This window comes from Aminobacter sp. SR38 (assembly GCF_014843375.1).
GTDB classification, from domain to species: Bacteria; Pseudomonadota; Alphaproteobacteria; order Rhizobiales; family Rhizobiaceae; genus Aminobacter; species Aminobacter ciceronei.
Map to the genome: position 1 here is coordinate 26,114 of NZ_CP062117.1, position 16,493 is coordinate 42,606.

Annotated in this window: 16 protein-coding genes; 3 read left to right on the forward strand and 13 right to left on the reverse strand. The window is 63.8% G+C overall.

Annotated elements, in window-relative coordinates; genetic code table 11:
• Positions 1-233 precede the first annotated feature (233 nt).
• From IG197_RS32375 to IG197_RS32385, 3 genes are all read right to left on the reverse strand, one after another.
• Entirely contained in the window at positions 234-662 is a 429-nt protein-coding gene (locus IG197_RS32375) for a hypothetical protein (RefSeq protein ID WP_192321130.1), read from the reverse strand.
• A complete protein-coding gene (locus IG197_RS32380; protein WP_192321131.1) occupies positions 655-909 on the reverse strand; it encodes a type II toxin-antitoxin system prevent-host-death family antitoxin in 255 nt (84 codons plus the stop codon). Before IG197_RS32380 ends, IG197_RS32375 begins: the two co-directional genes overlap by 8 nt.
• 175 nt (positions 910-1,084) lie before the next feature.
• The gene (locus IG197_RS32385) at positions 1,085-1,402 is read right to left on the reverse strand and encodes a DUF736 domain-containing protein (RefSeq protein WP_192321133.1); all 318 of its coding nucleotides are present in this window, start codon (positions 1,400-1,402) and stop codon (positions 1,085-1,087) included.
• Positions 1,403-2,124: 722 nt separating this feature from the next.
• Between IG197_RS32385 and IG197_RS32390 the strand changes: the two genes are divergently transcribed.
• The gene (locus tag IG197_RS32390) at positions 2,125-2,382 is read left to right on the forward strand and encodes a hypothetical protein (RefSeq protein ID WP_192321135.1); all 258 of its coding nucleotides are present in this window, start codon (positions 2,125-2,127) and stop codon (positions 2,380-2,382) included.
• Positions 2,383-2,435: 53 nt separating this feature from the next.
• Here IG197_RS32390 and IG197_RS32395 read toward each other — a convergent pair whose 3' ends face one another.
• From IG197_RS32395 to IG197_RS32425, 7 genes are all read right to left on the reverse strand, one after another.
• On the reverse strand, positions 2,436-3,362 hold the full coding sequence (locus tag IG197_RS32395; RefSeq protein WP_192321137.1) for an ArdC family protein: 927 nt from the start codon (positions 3,360-3,362) through the stop codon (positions 2,436-2,438).
• A gap of 337 nt (positions 3,363-3,699) precedes the next feature.
• On the reverse strand, positions 3,700-4,308 hold the full coding sequence (locus IG197_RS32400) for a hypothetical protein (RefSeq protein WP_192321139.1): 609 nt from the start codon (positions 4,306-4,308) through the stop codon (positions 3,700-3,702).
• Between the two features lie 344 nt (positions 4,309-4,652).
• A complete protein-coding gene (locus IG197_RS36420) occupies positions 4,653-5,108 on the reverse strand; it encodes a hypothetical protein (RefSeq protein ID WP_246765504.1) in 456 nt (151 codons plus the stop codon).
• A 4-nt stretch (positions 5,109-5,112) separates the two neighbouring features.
• Positions 5,113-5,478 carry a hypothetical protein gene (locus IG197_RS32410; RefSeq protein ID WP_371746608.1) on the reverse strand — a complete coding sequence of 122 codons (366 nt, stop codon included), beginning with the start codon at positions 5,476-5,478 and terminating at the stop codon, positions 5,113-5,115.
• Positions 5,454-6,347 (reverse strand): hypothetical protein, encoded by an 894-nt coding sequence (locus IG197_RS32415; RefSeq protein ID WP_371746609.1) that lies wholly within the window; start codon positions 6,345-6,347, stop codon positions 5,454-5,456. Before IG197_RS32415 ends, IG197_RS32410 begins: the two co-directional genes overlap by 25 nt.
• Positions 6,344-6,820: a hypothetical protein gene (locus IG197_RS32420; protein WP_192321140.1), complete on the reverse strand. Its 477-nt coding sequence runs from the start codon at positions 6,818-6,820 to the stop codon at positions 6,344-6,346. Before IG197_RS32420 ends, IG197_RS32415 begins: the two co-directional genes overlap by 4 nt.
• Positions 6,821-6,917: 97 nt before the next feature.
• The gene (locus IG197_RS32425) at positions 6,918-8,657 is read right to left on the reverse strand and encodes a ParB/RepB/Spo0J family partition protein (protein WP_192321142.1); all 1,740 of its coding nucleotides are present in this window, start codon (positions 8,655-8,657) and stop codon (positions 6,918-6,920) included.
• Between the two features lie 556 nt (positions 8,658-9,213).
• On the opposite strand from IG197_RS32425, the gene IG197_RS32430 reads away from it, so the two are divergent.
• Complete coding sequence (locus IG197_RS32430; RefSeq protein WP_246765505.1) at positions 9,214-9,534, forward strand: hypothetical protein; 321 nt, start codon at positions 9,214-9,216, stop codon at positions 9,532-9,534.
• Entirely contained in the window at positions 9,524-9,856 is a 333-nt protein-coding gene (locus IG197_RS32435; RefSeq protein ID WP_192321144.1) for a hypothetical protein, read from the forward strand. The genes IG197_RS32430 and IG197_RS32435 overlap by 11 nt, the downstream gene beginning before the upstream one ends.
• A gap of 297 nt (positions 9,857-10,153) precedes the next feature.
• Here the strand turns inward: IG197_RS32435 and IG197_RS32440 are convergent, their stop codons facing one another.
• The 3 genes from IG197_RS32440 to IG197_RS32450 form a co-directional block, all read right to left on the reverse strand.
• Positions 10,154-15,289, reverse strand: a complete 5,136-nt coding sequence (locus IG197_RS32440; protein WP_192321146.1) for an N-6 DNA methylase — start codon at positions 15,287-15,289, stop codon at positions 10,154-10,156.
• Between the two features lie 98 nt (positions 15,290-15,387).
• Positions 15,388-15,786, reverse strand: coding sequence for a DUF3085 domain-containing protein (locus IG197_RS32445; protein ID WP_192321148.1), 399 nt, complete (start codon positions 15,784-15,786; stop codon positions 15,388-15,390).
• A gap of 12 nt (positions 15,787-15,798) precedes the next feature.
• Positions 15,799-16,401: a DUF1419 domain-containing protein gene (locus IG197_RS32450; protein WP_192321150.1), complete on the reverse strand. Its 603-nt coding sequence runs from the start codon at positions 16,399-16,401 to the stop codon at positions 15,799-15,801.
• Between the last annotated feature and the right edge of the window lie 92 nt (positions 16,402-16,493).

Consider the following 16,493-nt stretch of genomic DNA (forward strand, 5'->3'; position numbering starts at 1 on the left):
CAACCGGATTGACGATCATCCGCCATCAGGCTGCGCAACATTCGTGCCTATGATCATGCCCTCGTCAGCGCTGCAGGCCCGCTTCCGCCCTCGATGCCATCGCCGACGTCCTCGGTCGCATCATCGTTGCACCAGGATCGAAAACGGCGCATGGTCGACGCGTTATTCGCCGATCCGCAAGGTCAGTCCCGGCTTGGCCTGGTACTGAAAAGGTTCGTTCAGAACGGCCGACTTCAGCGCTTGCGTTTCGCGATCTGGATCTTCCTGGCACGGATTGCGTTGGCAACCGTCTTGATGACCAGGTCCATGAACGGTTTGCTGAACTTGCCATAGCTGATCGTCAGCGGGTCGTAGCTGACAGGTTCGACGTGAAAGGACCCCGGAAGCACGTCCGCATTGGCGTCATCGAGAATGAGCCAGGTTGGGCCACGCCCCCTCAGCGTCAGACGCTTGCGCTCGGTATCGGGTACCTTGATTGCCAGCCGGTCCGGTCCCGGCTCCTTCGTCGTCAAAGGGAAGATGACGACGCTTTTGCCATCGGATGTGACGGGAACAACGACGCAGGCGGGCCGCGCCTTTCGCCCGCTCTCCTCGCCGCGGTCATGTTGATGTGTCCAGAGATAATGATAGGAAATGACGAGGCCGGTTTCGGGATCAATCATCGTTGGCGCCATCGTTTTCGATGGAGTCGGCAAGTGCCAGCAGCCCGTCCTCGATATCGCCGGGCATCGTGTCGAGCGAGAAGGCACGACGTTGATCCTGTTCGCCGCGCAGGCGATCATAATCCTCGATCGCCATGAGAACGAACTTCGGCTTCTTATGATGGGTGATAAACACCGGCTCGCGCCGTGCCGCGGTGGTCACGTCGCCGACATGCTTGTTGAGATCAGCGGTGGTGAATGATTTCATAGCGGCCTCTGTCCAGAATATCCATAATATCCATATAGGCGAAAAGGGCCTCCATATCCAGCCCTGTGCGAGACCAGGAAAGCCGGAGGCGGGCTCGATGCCCGCGGCCGGTTTCGCCATGCGGCACAGGAAGAAGAGCCCCGCCTTGTCCGACGAGGCTCCTTGGGTTGCGGTCTCAGGCCTCGCGCTTGGGGCGGTTCCAGATGAGGGCGTATTCGCCGTCCTTCTCGCCCGGCCAAAGGGCTGCGGTGATCGGGGCATTGAAGCTTGGATCGTCCAGCTTGACCGAGATGTATTCCTCGCCGTCGTTGGAGACCGCCTTCCAGCCGGCGCCGACCTCGACGCCGTTGCCGGCGGTGATGCGGAAGTCCGGGGCGTCGCGTGAGACGCGCTCGATCGGGTTCAGGCGGGCCTTCATGCTGACGGTGAGCGTGCGCACCGTGCCGACGATCGAGTTGTTGCCGTTGGTGGTGAATTCGCCGATGACTGCCATGGTCGCGTTCCTTTCCGGTTGTTCGGGCCGCGCCGATCGCGGCCTCGATGACGGTGTTAAGACCGGGGGCGATCGACACCGCACCGCCTGGCGGCCGGAACCGTCAGTGGAGGACGGCCGGGAGCGGCTTTCTTGGTCGCGCGAGGAATGCGAACCTGTTCGCAGGGGAAGAAAGTTGTGAGCGGCCGTTGCGGTCAAGGCGATCGAGACGAAGGCGTCCTTCGGTCACACCAGATCCATCGAGGTCGCGTCGGTGTGGCCAGCTCGGGGTGGATGGAATGCGACGACGTCAGCCGGATTGACGATCATCCGCCATCAGGCTGCGCAACATTCGTGCCTATGCTCATGCCCTCGTCAGCGCTGCAGGCCCGCTCCCGCCCTCGATGCCATCGCCGACGTCCTCGGTCGCATCACCGTTGCACCGGAAACGAAACCGCGCCGCTCGATGATGGCTCCCTCGGCCGGCGAGGCTGTCGGCCTGCCTGCGAAAGGGTCGTTCACTGCGTTTCATCCCCGTGCCGGCCAAGCGGGATAGAGCGCCTCGCATCTCTGGAGACGGCAGAGCGCCGCGCCGGTCCGCCAGTGCCGAGTCTCACCCGGTCAGTGTCGGCGGCCGCTCGCCGTCCCGGATCCAAGTGGCTCGCGGAACCGGTCAAAAGATGCAAGAATCGTGATAAAGGTCTCGGCGACGGAAGACGAGACCGGCGAAGCAGGATGAAGCAATGCTGAACACCGATACCCGCCAGGCGAACTGGCGGCGCGCCAATCCGGCAAAATACGATGCTCACCTTGCCGTGCAGCGCGCCGTGAAGGCAGGCGAACTGGAAAAGCAGACATGCGAGGTCTGCGGGCTCGAAGCGGTCGATGCCCACCACGATCAATACGACGAGCCCTTGAAGGTTCGATGGTTGTGCCGGCGCCATCATACCAGGCTTCACCACTATGGCGAGGACATGTTTCCGGTGCGGGATCGTCCGTAACAAGAGGCGCAACCGGGTCGGGGAGGACCCGAGCCCTCCCCTTGGATATCCGATCAGGCCGCCTCCCGGCTGGTCTCGGCATTCGGCTGAAGCGCGTGAAGATAGTTAACCGCACGCTGGGCATGCGCGGCTGCGGCGAAGATTGCGCGCTTGTCGGAGCCGAGGATAGCGGCCCAACTCTGGATGTAGGCGGCGTGGTCGGGACGCGGATCGAGTTCCGGCACGATCCCGAGATCGGCGCAAATCATCGCCGACCCAAGCTCTGCCACCATTTCCTCGAAGGCCCTCTCCCGGCGATCCTTGTGGTAGCGACTGAGGTCCCTGTTTAGCCGGCCAGGAGCCGAAGTCCAATGCAGAGTCTCATGGGATCTGATTGCGACCATTGAGGCCATATCCCTGAACAGTTCCGGCCTCGGCAATTGAATGTGGTCTGTGGAGGGGGAGTAATACGCCTTGTCGCCGCCATATCTAACCACTGCGCCTGTGTTATCCAGGAAACGATCCGCATGTTCGATGCGCTCGAGCGGTTTCGCGACCGGTTCCGGACGACGGTAGTAGTGCTCCGGCAGGGCCTCTATTTGATCGCAATTGAAGACAGTGTATGCCTTCAGGAACGGGACATCGCGCTCGATCTCGCCGCCGCTCGCATCCCTTTCGGTCCTGGTGAAGCGGCTGGCATAGACGACGGTCGCGCCGCTTTCGCCTTTGCGCACGTGGGCGCCGAGCTCATTTGCCTGGCGCAGCGTCATCCATGTCGCCGACTTAAAACCGCTGGCGACGCTCTCGGACCAGAGAAGCAGGACATTCAGGCCGGTATAGGGTTGGCCGTTATGCCGGAGCGGCCGGCTCACGCGCCCGGTCAGATTTTCAGCCCTCCAGGGCCTGACCCAGGGACGCACACCCTTCTCAAGATCGGCAACAATCCTGTCGGTGATGCGCGCGTAAATGTCCGTGCGGATGTGTTCCGATTTCCTGCTCATGGTTCATACCTCCATTTGAGGAGGCCGCGCCGATCGCGGCCCCGTCGCGAAGGGCCAAAAGCAGGAGCGACCGGGCGGCAAGCGCACCGGAACGGCCGGAACGCATGTGGAGGACGGTGACAGCCGTTGCGCCTTGCCGCCGGCTCCTGCAGGACCGGCGCACGGGACGGGCCGCGACCGGCGGATCATTCCGATCTTCTTTTTTCTCTCTCTCTCTCTCTCTCTCCTTGCCTCCTTGCGCCTTGCGATAAGGGCCAAAGAAATAGGCCGCCTTCGGGAGAAGACGGCCTCGATGCGGATCGGGATAGGGCGGAGCCGAAGCTCCGCCGGTACGGCCTCAGTCGAAGGCGGACATCTGCGCTTCGGCCGCCTTGCGGTCGAGCCTGTCGCCGGGATTGTCGACCGGCCGGTCGAAGGGCTTCCACGTCTCGCCGACGATCTGCTCGTAGGCGGCAACCGCGCCTTCGGCAGCCATCCTCAGTGCATGGGCCTGAATGCCCATGTCGGCGGCAAATTCACGCTTGCGTTGCGCGTTGCTGTCATAGCCGACCGGGCCGAGATCGTCTTCGCGGTCGTCGCCCGCCCCTTTGGCGGTGGCGTCGCGCGCCTCGGTGACGGCGCGGGAATAGAACTGTCCGGCGCCATGGGCCGATCCGACATAGGCGCCGACGATCCGCTGGAGATGGATCTGCATCGCCCGTTCGCCGAGCCCCTCGGAGAGACCGGTGGCGGTCGCGACGATCAGGCGTTCATGCATGTCGCGGATACCGTCGCTGTCGAGGATCGCGGTCCCGAAACTCTCGGCGATGCGGAGCGCCTGGCCCTCGTCGGGGCATGTGAGGCGGACCATTTCGAGGGTGGCGCCCTTGCGGAGCTGGACCACGCGCGCTGAAGGGCGGTTGGCCGGGCGGTTCGTTTGACGGGAGGTGCTTGCGGGCTTTGCCATGGCAGTTTCCTTTTCTGGCTTTCCGAAGCGGTTCCGGCCCCCTTGGCCGGTCTGCCCTTCGGTGCGGTCGAAGAGAACCTGCGCCAGCCGGGCGGTTCAGGGTCCGGGCGGGCCAGATCGAGCAAAGACGGTATGCGGGCAAGCGGGACCAACGGTCCTGTGCCGTTCCCGCGTGCCTGCTTTGCGACGAGCGGCATGACCGGCCGCCTCGCGGCGCGCAAGCGGCCTTGAACCAGACGGGCGCCGGTTCAGACCGCAGCAAAACCGAAGGGCAGACCGGAGAGGCGGCCGTGTCCAGATGCCATGGCGGACAAGGAAGCCAGCCATGCGAGCGCTACACCTCGTCATCCCCGACGCCGGCCGCGCCTTGTGCGGGCGCCGCGGTCGCAGCGTTCGCCGAACCAGCGCGGGGGCAGCCGATAGGACTGCAGCCAGGTCGGGCCATGGGAATTGCGCAGACCGCGCAGGATCCCGCCATCGTCATGGGGTGCCCCACCCATCCAGACATTGTTCAGAACGCTCTTCCAGCGCCGGCCGTGTCTTGCGGCATAGGCCTGCAGCGCCGTCTGCTGCTCGGGTGTGAGTGGCGGAAGCCGATCGCGCTTCGGCAGGCGCCGCCGCGTTTCCGGCACGCCCTCGGCACGAGCGACTTTCGCGGCAATCAATCGCTTGAGCTCGGCCACACCGGCGTCGAGGCAGGCCTTACCCTTGAGATGATGGAACTGCCGCCAGAAGGCGGCGCGCTCCTGAGATGTCGGACCGATACGGGCCGCGCGTTCGAGATCTCCGATCGTCGCCATGGCGCTAGACCTCCCCCCGGGTTTGAGGCTGAGGCTTTGCGGCGCAGAGGCTTTCGCGAAAGACGCCGATCGCGGCCTCCTGTCGAGCGAGCTTGCGGGAGAGTGCATCGATCTCCGGCTGGCGCTCGGCGGTGATGGCGGCGAGATTGGATCGATAGCGGGCGAGGAAGGCGTCCGGTTCGGGCGGCCTGCCACGGCGATATCTCGGCCGGCGAGCTCCAAGCGACGGGATCAAGGCCGTTATTTTGCGGATGATCTGGCGCTCGATCATGTCGAGCTGGTGCCGGGTCTGCCGGCAGGCCTCTTCCATGCGGCGCAACCGCGCCTGACGATCGATGGAGGGGATCATGGCGTGCTCCTCCCCGCCCATGTGACGAAGCTCGACCGGCGGTCATAGGCAACGTGCCGCGCCTCGTCGATGACGAAGCCGAACCGCCCGACCTGGTATTCGGTGGACGCAACCAGGAAGCGCCGTTCTTCGACATGAGCATCACGCCTTCCGCCGCGCGTCGCAATCACCTCGGTCATGCCGGGATGATGGTCGGAGTGAAGTGCTGATATCACGACCCAGTCGCCGGCATGTTCGCGTTCGAAGGCGCGCCGGTCCTTCACATGAGATTCACCAGCCGCAAGGACCGTGCCGGTGATCGCTTCCCAGGCATCGGGCTGCCAATCCTTGAGCGTTGCTTCCGCCGAACGCCGCTCGATGCTGGTGAAGAGGTCGGGAAAGGTGATGGCGACGGCCGCCCAGGACGAATCTTCCTCATAGAACCCGTCCTGTGAACGAAGCAGCGGATGGACTTTTTCGTTCCGCTCTGGCGAAAGCGAGAAGCCGCCATGGCCTGCCGTGGTGTGGGCAACAACGCCCTCCGCATAGAGCGTGGCCCCTTGCGACGGTCCCCACGGCGTATTGCAGGCGATGCGCACGGTCCGGCGTGCGAGTGCTTGAAGCTCGCGACTATGCTCGGCCTGCTCGATCATGCGGGCGCTGAAGGCGGCCTCATCCTCGATCGAACCATGGTACGAATAGAAATCGTCGCGGCTGAGCGCGGCAAGCGGCCGCGAAACGCGCCAGGCGCTCGCCAGCAGATGCCGGCCATCGCGGGATGGCAGCATGGCGAAGACGAGATCGCCGACGCGCGCAACGGCCATGCCGTCAGCGGCGCGGTCGAATTCCACGTCAGCAATCTTGTCGGTACAGACCTTGCGAGTTTGCGAGGGGATGGAGATCGGATTCATGGTGCGGTCCTCCGGTCATCAGCCTTTGCGTCTGCCTCGTCGGGCGTCACCGCCTCGAGCACGGCGCTCGGGTAGCGATGCGACCGCAACCAGGTCTCGGCAGCCTGCCGGTCTTCGGCGAGATGGAGCAGCTCGCGCGCTTCACCGGCGCGGTCGAAGATGCGCACCGCGCCGAGCGGCGGGCGCTCGAGGACCTTGAAGGTGAGATCGGAGTCGAGCCCGAAGGTCCGGTGGAGGGTGACGAGGATCATGGACTTGCCGCCGATGTCCTCCTGATGGAGCGTGAAATAGCCGGGCGACGTGTAGCTGCCGAGCTTGCGCGGCCCTTCCTCGCGGATGAGCCGGCCCTGGCTGTTTCTGGTTTGCCAGGCGGCGAGCTTCTTATGGAAACGTTCCGGCGGGCGGGGCTTGCCGTCGGACCAGGACACGAGTGAGCCGATCGGGGCGAGATCGAAGATCAGGGACGCAGACATGAGAAAGCCTCCAGTTCGGGTTCTGCGGTTGATGGAAACGAAAGCGCCGCCGGGGCAGCCGGCGGCGATCGTCATTCGGGAGGGAAATGCGGTCGGGCTATTCCGCCGCGATGCCGTAGGCGGCCTCGAGCTCGTCAGGCGCTTCGTTCGGAGCCTCGCGGGACGGGTCGTCGGTGTCGACGGCAGGGGTCGGCGCGGTGTCAACTCCGCCGGCACCACCATCGGCGGCGCCATCTTCGGCGTCGAGCTCATCGGCATGGCCGATCAGATCGGCGATCTCGCGCGGGTCGGGCGCGAACAGCGCGGCAGGGTGGATGAAGGTCGCTTCGCCCTTGAAGTGCTCGACGAGCGCCGTCCGCGTGTCGCGCACCCGCGGCTGCGGCTCCAGGCTGACCTCCCTGGCTGCGGTCTCGAGCGCCTGCCGCGACAGGCACAGGAGAAAGTCTTCCGTGCCCATGTTCGGAAGGTATCCGTCCGCGCCGATCGCCGCGCCGGCAATGCGCGAGACGACACCGCTGTTCGACATGCCGCGCCGGCACGACAGAACCTCGACTAGCATGGCGCGCGCAGCAACCCGCACCGTCTGGAGGTCGAAGGAGAGGCGTCCGTCCTGGTCGAGGAGTCGCGCCGCATGGCGCTTGAACCGCCTGGGACCGAACACTTGGTCGTTGGCGCCGGAGTCGACCCGGACATTCATGCCCGCGAAGGCGAGCACGAGCAAGGCCATCAGCGTGTCGTCCTCGATCGGCGCGCGGGCCAGCGCCTCGTGCAGCGCGTCGGTGCGGAAATCGCCGATCATGTCTTGGCCCTTCTGGGTGACGTCGGGGCGGGATTTGGCGGCTGCAGCGGCATCATCTCCGTCAGCGGTCGCGTCACCGTCCGCCGAGCCGGTTTGGCCCTTGGCCGCTTTCGGCTCCGGCATGCGGTAATGCACGCTCTGCACCTTGCCGTCGCGGTCGAGATAGAGGCCGGTGTGGTCGCCCTTGCCCGGCTTGCCGTAGACGCGTTCGGCCTTCTTCGGCAGTTCCGGCTGGCCCCAGCTGTTGACCTCGACGATGGCGCCCTTCTTCGGCAGGTTCGCCGTCATCCATTCCTGCTGGGCGCCGAGGAACGCCTCGACATTGGTCGTGTAGCGATTGTCCTCGTCGGCCGGACCGAACAGGTCTTCAGCCCACTCGATGCCGTAGGCCTGCCGCAGGTCGTCGCCGAAGCTCGCGTCACGCGCATACATGCGGGTCTTCGACAGCGCATTGGCGATCTGCCACCAGGCCGCGATGTCGCCCTTCTTCGGCTTGTTGGCCTTCCAGACTTCCTTCTGCTCGTCGATCGAAGCGGCGGCGATGGTGCGAAGCTGCTGTTCGTTCGGCATATCGCCCCTGGCCATCTGGTCGAGCATGGCGGGAAGAACATTGGCGAGCAGGCGAAGTTTCCGGATCTGGCGAACCGGCAATGCCAGCGCCATGGCGATCGCCTCCTCGGTCCAGCCCAGAGCCGCAAGCCGTTCCGTGCCGCGCCATTGGTCGATGGCGTTGAGCGGTTCTCTCGCGATGTTCTCGATCATCGAGCGCATCGCGCCATTGTCGTTGGCGGCATCGGTCACCAGCACGTCGATTTCCTCGAGGCCGGCGGCGATCGCCTGTTTGACGCGGCGGTGGCCGGCCTGGATGATGTAGCCGTTGCCGCCATCGGTTTCGGGCGAGATGACCGGCGGCTGGATGATGCCGACGGCCTTCACCGTCGCCAGCAACAGCGCATCGGCCTGCGGCGAGGACTTCGAGCGGCGGGCATCGTCGGGATTGTCCTTGAGAGCGCGCGGGTCGAGTTTGAGGATCTGCATGGGACCTGCTCCTTTAGGGGTTTCGGGGCGGCGATTGCCGCTCTTCCTGTCTTCAGTTTTTCCGAAGACACTTCCCGGACCGCGAAGCGGGCTTTCCGGTGCAACTGCGCGCGAGCGGCCCTGCCGTGACGCGCAAGCGGGGCTGACAGCCCTGCGCGGCGCGCGCGGCCGGGACGAGGAGCGGGCGGTTGAGCGGTCACGCGTCACCGGCAAGATCGCTTTGCGACCGGTTTTCCCTTCTTTTTCTTTCCCTCTCTTCCATCCCAACCGCTCACGAGCGGCACAAGGCCACCGATCGGCGCACACCCGACAGGAAGATTGTCGCCCGGCGGTTGAAATCATCGCCTTGAGGATGGCAAAAGAACGCGGGCTGATTGCATCGAGAATCACCCCCTCACGGCTCGGATTGTGCGTCTGCGCCATCGGTGATCGCTTGAGAAGGAGATGATGAGGATTGTCTACCAATGGCGATGGCATTGGGCGAAAGCGCGAGCCTCGTGATTGCGCTTCAAGCTCAAGGCGGCCCCTGGGGCTTGCGCAGGCCTACGTGACCATGATGACCAACCAGATCCTTGGCAATCCGCTTGAGGGCGAAACGCCGACGGCCCGCGTCAAGCTGATCGGTTTGATGACGCTGATCGGCGTCCTGCACAGCGAAGATCCAACCATCACGCTGACCCGGATGATGGAATTGACCGGCCTCACCAGGAGCGTCCTTGCTCAGGACATGCACGCGCTCGTGCAAAGAGGGCTTCTGATCGAAACCATGGGGAACAACTCGATGGGGCGCGGATTGGCCAGGCAATTCCAACTATCGCCTGCCGTCATCGAGACGCTCGGCATGATCATGGGGGAGCCGATCCGAGATGGGAGATGAATCCGAGGAATTATCGAAGACGCTTGCCTGGACCTGCGGCATGATCGAGGACTGCCAGCGTATTGCCCTCGCTTACTGCGAGGCGCGCGACCTGGTCGCCAGCATCCCGAAGGATAATGGCGACGCGAGACCACGTATCCTCGCCTGCTTCGCGCGGTCCGATGCCTATCGCGCCGAAGACGACATTGCCTGCGTCGGCTGGATATTGACCGCGATCCAGGAGCGGGTGAACGAACGCGACCTTCGCGACTGGCGCCAGTTGCGTAAGGTCATCAACAAGGCCATCGAGTTGTTGCCGCTGCGGGAAGCCACGATGCATTGAACGGCAATGTCAGGAAGAGCGGCGAACGCTCCGGTCGCGAATGCGTCACCTGGTTGGAGATGAGCCTGAATTCGGCATGGGCAAAAAAAGAGGGCCAGCGGAAGCCGCGGCCCTTGAAGTGTGAAGGTCAATAAACCTCCAGAGGGGAACAGCTGGTGCGGCGGAACTGGGAGGAGCGACCGCCATGTGCATCAGCTATCATCACAATGCCTGTTTTATGACCAATCGCAAACCACTTTTTGTGCAACGCAGCTATGCAAATGCTGCGGCGCATTCAAAAGTGCGTGACGCGGCCCTTCAGGCCGCTTGCAGTTCAGCACGCGCGTCGCCTGCAAGCGCCTCCTCCACCTCCCGCAACGCCTTACGCTTCTCCGCCAGTTCGTCGGCGAAGGCGAAGGCGCCACCTTGCCGCGACTGGTAGGAGGAAAGCCGCCGCTGGTACTCCGCCAACCGCTGGCGATAACGTTCGCGCTCCTCCTCGAAGCCGTCAAGCGCGTGTTCCAGCCTGGAGATGGCGCCAAGCGGCGTGACGGTGACGGCGAGATCGATCTCTTGGGTCGCGCCGGTGCGCTGAAGCAGGGTCTGGTAGTGGTAATTGTCACCCCGGCCAAAACGTTCGCCCTCATAGATGAGATCGAAGCCGCCGATCGAGGCGATGTGATCCTCACCTGGCCTCTGGAGCTGGACGAGGGTGAGGATTTCCTTCATCAGCGCGCGGCCGGCGTCCTTGCGCTCCGAGAATGGCCTGCCTGTCATCATCATCGCGAAGGCGTCGCCTGACGTCGGAACCAGCCGTTCGATGTCCTGGCTGATTTCACCGATGCGGCGGGTCGCCGTTTCGATCTCGCGCTCGGCGTCGCGGATCCGCCGGCGCACGGCGAAGAGGTCGTCTTCATGGGCGGCCCGCAACCGTTCCAGACGCGCGATATCGGCCTCGAGGCCTGCCTTCTGCATCAGCCGCTCGTCGCCACTGGCAATCGCCTTTGCCATGGCGAACTGGTTGGCCTGGCCTTCGTTCAGGTCGTCCAGCCGGCGGATCGAGGTGTCGCCGGAAAGCGCCGCCGCGATGAACCGCGCCTTTCGTTCGTTGTTCTGCCACATCGTGGCATCAAGGCTGCCTTGCGTGGCGTAGGCGTAGATATCGACCTCGTCATGCTGGTTGCCCTGACGGACGATCCGGCCCTCGCGCTGCTCGATCTGCGAGGGCAGCCATGGCACATCGAGATGATGCAGCGCCTTCAGCCTGAGTTGCGCATTGACGCCTGTGCCCATCGTCTCGGATGAGCCGATCAGGAAGCGGACCTTGCCGGCGCGAACGTCGCCGAACAGGCGCTGCTTGGCCTCGGTCTTCTTGAAGTCCTGCATGAAGGCGATTTCGGATGCCGGCACGCCCATGCGGATGAGCTCATCGCGGATCCAGCGATAGGCTGAAAATCCCCTGGTCTTCTCGACATTGATCGTGCCGAGATCGGAGAAGATCATCTGCGCGGCGCCCGGCAGTTCGTAAGGCTTGCCGTCCGGGCGGACATAGCTGTTCTCCGAGGTCTCCTGCCAGATGCGATGCGCGTTGCGGATCAGGAGATTGAGCTTGTTTTCCGGCTCGTCATCCATGTCAGGCGTCACCAGGCGCAGGTCGATCGCTGCATGGCGTCCGTCGGTGATGACGGAAAGCAGGATGTCGTCACCGGGCTCGGCAGGCCGATCACGCTCCTCGATCGCCTTGATGCGGGTTTCTAGGATCTGTTGATAGGCCCTGAAGGCTGGCGTCGGTGCGGCGGTGAGGATCTGCCGCTTGGCCGTCGCGACGTCAGGCACCTTGACGTATTGCCTCAAGTCCTCCGGCATCACCACGTCGGCAAAGGCGCGGAACATGGCAATCAGTTCGGGGACGTTGACGAAACTGGCGAAGCGGCTTACCGGCTTGTATTTGCCGGATGGCTGAAGCTCCAGTTCGGTGCGTTCATCCCCGAAGTTCGAGGCCCAGGCGTCGAACTCATGCAATCCGCGCTCGCGCAACGCCTCGTAGCCGAGCAAGCGCTGGATCGAGAACATTTCTCCGAGCGTGTTGGTGATCGGGGTGCCGGAGGCAAGCACGAGCGCCCGGCCCGGATTCTTCGTCTCGATAAGCCGAGACTTCACATAGAGGTCCCAGGCTTTCTGCGAGCCGTTCGGGTCTATGCCCTTCAGCGTCGACATGTTGGTGGCGAAGGACAGCTTGCGGAACTCCTGCGCCTCATCGACGACGATCTGGTCGATGCCGATTTCGGAGATGGTCAGCAGATCGTCCTTGCGGGTAGAAAGCGCCTCCAGCCGCTCAGCCAAACCTTCCTTCAGACGTTCGAGCCGCTTGCGCGAAACCCGGTCCTCATCATCGACCCTGGTCAGCAGATCCTCGTAAAGCTCCAGCTCGTCGTGGATCATCTGTTGCTCGAAGGCCGAGGGAACGCCGATGAACCTGAAGGCAGAGTGCGTGATGATGATCGCATCCCAGACCGCCGTCGCCGCCCGCGACAGGAAACGCTGGCGCTTGTCTTTGGTGAAGTTGGTCTCGTCAGCGACGAGAATGTTGGCCGACGGATAGAGCGCCAGAAACTCACGCGCCGCCTGCGCCAGGCAATGACCGGGAACGACAAGCATTGCCTTGGCGATCAGGCCGAGCCGGCGTTGTTCCATGATGGCGGCTGCCATCGTCATGGTCTTGCCGGCGCCGACGGCATGGGCGAGATAGGTGGAGCCGGAGGAGATGATTCTCCAGATGCCGCGTTTCTGATGCCCATAAAGAGTGAAGGCGCCTGAGGCGCCGGGAAGTTTCAGATGGGAGCCGTCGAATTTGCGCGGTGCGATGTTGTTGAAGCGGTCGTTGTAGACCCGCGCCAGCCGGTCAGCGCGATCCGGATCTGACCAGACCCAATTCTGGAAGGCTTGCCTCATCCGCTGGAGCTTGTCGCGGGCCGCTTCTGTATCGACGACATTCAGCACCCGGCGCTCGCCGCCTGTATCCTTGATCGTGTCGAAGATCTGCGGCACACGGCTGTTCAGCGCATCGCCGAGCAGTTCGCCGGCATGGCGGCGGCTGGTGCCCCATTCCGAAGTGCCGGTGGCGCTATAACCAAGTTGCCGAGCCTCGACCGTCCATAATCCCAGTTCCGGCATATGATGAATGCGGATCTCCGCCCCCATCATCTCCTTGACGAAGGCGACGACATCGGACGCCGGAATCCACGGCGCACCGAGGCGAGCGGTAATATCGGATGGACCCAGGTCGGCGGGCTGGACTTCCTGTAGCGCCGCGACATTGCGCCCGAAAGCCGGATCAAGCGCAGCCGCGGCTTGAGCAGCAGCAAGCTTGGTGCGGACCGGGCCGGAGAGATAGGCGTCGGACGTTTGCCACGAACCGTCGGTCGGATCGCAAAAGATCGCATCACCCAGTTCGGCAATAACCGCTTGCGCGTCACGATGCAGGAGTTCGGCGATATGCTCGATGTCGACGCGGCCGCGCGCGTTGAGCACCACGGCCAAGGCATCAGGCGCGGACATAATCACCGGGGCGGCAGGAGGCGAGATAACCCGTTCGGAAAAGATCGGACCGGGACGGGCGGTATCGGTTTCGAGGTCGTAATCCTCGATGGAAGCGACCAGCCAGCAGTCAGGATCATCGCGGAAGGGCTGAAGGTTTGGCTGGCGATGGGTTTCGCGCACCTCGACGGTCTCGGCATCCTCCGAGATCGACACCGTCGTGTGGTTGATTGGGCCGAAGTCGCGAACGAATGATGACCAGGCAATGCGGAGCCGTACCTGCAGATCCTTCCACGGGCGATCCTGCTCCTGGGCCTTCAGAACCTCGCGCACAGCATCCCGGACAGGGATCAGCTTTTGGATGATGCGGACATGCTTTCCGGACAGGCATTCGCCTGTCTGCCTCACGGCAGACCGCCCCTTGCGGACCTTGATCGGAACCGGGGAGCCGTCGACCATCTGCATGAGACCATGCCTGGCGTCGATGAAGAAGCTTCCTTCGCGGACCTTTTCAGATTGGCGACGGAGATCTACGACCTCCCCGAGCTCGTCCTCCAGTTCGATGTCGATTGCGGACGGCTCGCCGTCGTAGCGATCTTCCGGCAGGAGCGAGATGGCGGCATTCAGCGCCCCTTCGAGATCGACGCCGGCGCGGGGACGGCAGGTATAGGTCTCGCCGAACGGTCCGGAGGTCAAAGTGTGCTCACCCAGCACGAAATCCGGATGGCGCACAAACCAGCGATTGACGCGGATGGCGCCTTCGTCCTCCGTTGCAGAACGGACTTCATCGACGTCGAGCCAGGAAAGATCCGCCTCGGGCTCACCGGCCTTGCGTTTGCGCAAGAACAGGATGTCGGTCACGACATCCGTGCCGGCGTCGCGGCGGAAGCTGCCCTCGGGCAGGCGGATCGCCGCGATCAGGTCGCCGGATCTGGCGATATGCTCACGGGCGGCCGTATCCGCCTTATCCATCGTGCCGGCACTGGTGACGACGGCGGCGAAGGCGCCGGGCTTCAGGAGATCGATGGAGCGTGCGATGAAGTAGTCGTGCAGCCGCAGACCAAGCGGCCGGTATTGCCGGTCCGAACGCACACTGCGATCGGAAAAGGGCGGGTTCCCAATGACAAGATCGTAGACGGCTGAGAAGTCCGTGCGCGCGAAATCCCCCTCGATGATCCGCGCCTTCGGCTGCAGCAGCTTGACGATGCGTGCGGTGACGGGATCGAGTTCGACGCCGCTGACATGCGCTTTGTCACGATAGTTTTCCGGCATCAGCGCCGGAAACAGGCCTGTGCCGATGCCCGGCTCCAGAATGCGGCCGCCGCGCCAGCCCAGGCGCTGCAATCCCGACCAGATCGCCCGGATGATGAATTCCGGCGTGAAGTGGGCGTATTGCGTGCAGCGGGCAAGGCTCGCATAGTCGCGATCGGTGACGGCCGCCTCCAATGAGGACCCGAGATCGTTCCAGCCCTCGCGGAAATCCACCTCGCCCGGCCGTCGGAACATGGTGTTGGCGAGCTCGCCGGCGCCGAAGCCGGTAAAGCGGGCAAGTTTCACTTGCTCCTCGCGCGTCGCGGGGCGCTCCTGTTTTTCGATCTCATCGGCAAGCAGGATCGCCGCGACGTTGGCCTTGGCTCGCTCCTTCCAGGATGCGGCGAGACCGCGATCCTCGCCGTTGTCGAGATGGAAGTTGCTACGGACGCCGTGTCCAGGAGGAACCGCATTCTTTCGCGGCGCTGCGCGCGCCATCGCCGGGGCGGGCGCCGCCGGCGTAGGATCAGGATCGTCGTCGTCATTGTCCGGTTCAGGGGCGGTTCCGGCGGGAAATCCGCCGAAAGCGGTGACACCGAGGCCAAACCCGGAGGACAACCCGCTTGAGCCGAACATGTCGAGGGTGAAGGGGTCATCATGCGCCATAAAAAATTCTCCTGTTTGAAGGCGCGCGCCGGCTTGCCCGCCGGCAATGCAGGCGGTTCGGTCGCACGAGATTGGATGGGGAAGGGAAAGCGCCGTGGTCAGCGGCCCATCAGGCGGAGAGACAGGGACGTATCGTCCATGGTGATTGTCAGATGCGTCGCGTCCGGCGCGGCGGCAGTCAGCCGTTCGAGCTCAACGGCGTCGATGAATTCGACCCCGTCATCGCCTCCAAAATATCGGCGCTTGGTGTGCCAGTAGTCGGGATTGGTTTTCGGATTGCATTCCTCGGCATAGACGACGAGCGGGCGCTGGCCCTCGGCGAGTTTGCCGGAGGACATCGCATAAACGCCCTCGTCGCCGACCAGCCACAGGCCGGGTCTGGCGTCTGTTTCCGGCGATATTCCCTGATAGGGAACGCGATATCCGCCATTGGCCCTGGCGTCGGCATGGCCGCACTCGAGCACGGCGCGAATGTCGGTGATGGAGAAGGTGAACATGGGTCTCCTTCCTCACGCCGCGATGGCGTCGGGCAGGTAACGCAGATGCACCGGCAGCTTTGCCGCGATCTCAGCGTCGGTAAGGGTATCCAGCAGCTTCAGCGTCGTGCCGCCTGGCTTGGCGAAGAACATGACCGTGCGCTTGCCGCGATCGGCCTCCGGCCAACGCTCGCTGGCATAGCCGCGATAATCGTCGGCCGTGCTCGACCAGATATGCTCGAGACGCTCCTCGCGCGTCATCGCGCGGACGGGACGGGATTCGCGCTCGACGATTGCGGCGCGCATGCGCTCGCACGACCCCTTGTCGGAAAGGTCGCGATACCCATGGAAGTGCCGGATTCGCCCGTCGATCGACAGTGTGAAAAAGATGCTGGTGATCGAGCCGGTGAGGAATTCGCGCATGGCGAACATCTCGCCGCGCATGAAGAGCGGCGGCAGGATCTCGAACATATAGTCATGTTCGCGCTCACCGATCTCGAACCACTCGCCGCGGTAAAGCGCGCCGTCGTCGCCCTCCCATCGGTTCGGGCGCCCCGCATGGCGATCGAACATGCGGAACATCTGATGCCGGTCGGCGATGCCCTGGAAGACTTTGCAGATGGGAGAGAGGGTCATGAGCGGGCTCCTTTTGGCCTTCGTCGGGGCGAAAGCGCGGCGGAACCTCATGGTCGCCATCTTCTCTTCAGCCCTTCCTGACCCCTCCCCCC

Excerpts from the sequence above, each read along its gene's own strand:
- IG197_RS32375 (WP_192321130.1), bottom strand. The coding sequence starts at position 662 with ATGATTGATCCCGAAACCGGCCTCGTCATTTCCTATCATTATCTCTGG.
- IG197_RS32380 (WP_192321131.1), bottom strand. The coding sequence starts at position 909 with ATGAAATCATTCACCACCGCTGATCTCAACAAGCATGTCGGCGACGTG.
- IG197_RS32385 (WP_192321133.1), bottom strand. The coding sequence starts at position 1,402 with ATGGCAGTCATCGGCGAATTCACCACCAACGGCAACAACTCGATCGTC.
- IG197_RS32390 (WP_192321135.1), top strand. The coding sequence starts at position 2,125 with ATGCTGAACACCGATACCCGCCAGGCGAACTGGCGGCGCGCCAATCCG.
- IG197_RS32395 (WP_192321137.1), bottom strand. The coding sequence starts at position 3,362 with ATGAGCAGGAAATCGGAACACATCCGCACGGACATTTACGCGCGCATC.
- IG197_RS32400 (WP_192321139.1), bottom strand. The coding sequence starts at position 4,308 with ATGGCAAAGCCCGCAAGCACCTCCCGTCAAACGAACCGCCCGGCCAAC.
- IG197_RS36420 (WP_246765504.1), bottom strand. The coding sequence starts at position 5,108 with ATGGCGACGATCGGAGATCTCGAACGCGCGGCCCGTATCGGTCCGACA.
- IG197_RS32410 (WP_371746608.1), bottom strand. The coding sequence starts at position 5,478 with ATGGGCGGGGAGGAGCACGCCATGATCCCCTCCATCGATCGTCAGGCG.
- IG197_RS32415 (WP_371746609.1), bottom strand. The coding sequence starts at position 6,347 with ATGAATCCGATCTCCATCCCCTCGCAAACTCGCAAGGTCTGTACCGAC.
- IG197_RS32420 (WP_192321140.1), bottom strand. The coding sequence starts at position 6,820 with ATGTCTGCGTCCCTGATCTTCGATCTCGCCCCGATCGGCTCACTCGTG.
- IG197_RS32425 (WP_192321142.1), bottom strand. The coding sequence starts at position 8,657 with ATGCAGATCCTCAAACTCGACCCGCGCGCTCTCAAGGACAATCCCGAC.
- IG197_RS32430 (WP_246765505.1), top strand. The coding sequence starts at position 9,214 with ATGACCAACCAGATCCTTGGCAATCCGCTTGAGGGCGAAACGCCGACG.
- IG197_RS32435 (WP_192321144.1), top strand. The coding sequence starts at position 9,524 with ATGGGAGATGAATCCGAGGAATTATCGAAGACGCTTGCCTGGACCTGC.
- IG197_RS32440 (WP_192321146.1), bottom strand. The coding sequence starts at position 15,289 with ATGGCGCATGATGACCCCTTCACCCTCGACATGTTCGGCTCAAGCGGG.
- IG197_RS32445 (WP_192321148.1), bottom strand. The coding sequence starts at position 15,786 with ATGTTCACCTTCTCCATCACCGACATTCGCGCCGTGCTCGAGTGCGGC.
- IG197_RS32450 (WP_192321150.1), bottom strand. The coding sequence starts at position 16,401 with ATGACCCTCTCTCCCATCTGCAAAGTCTTCCAGGGCATCGCCGACCGG.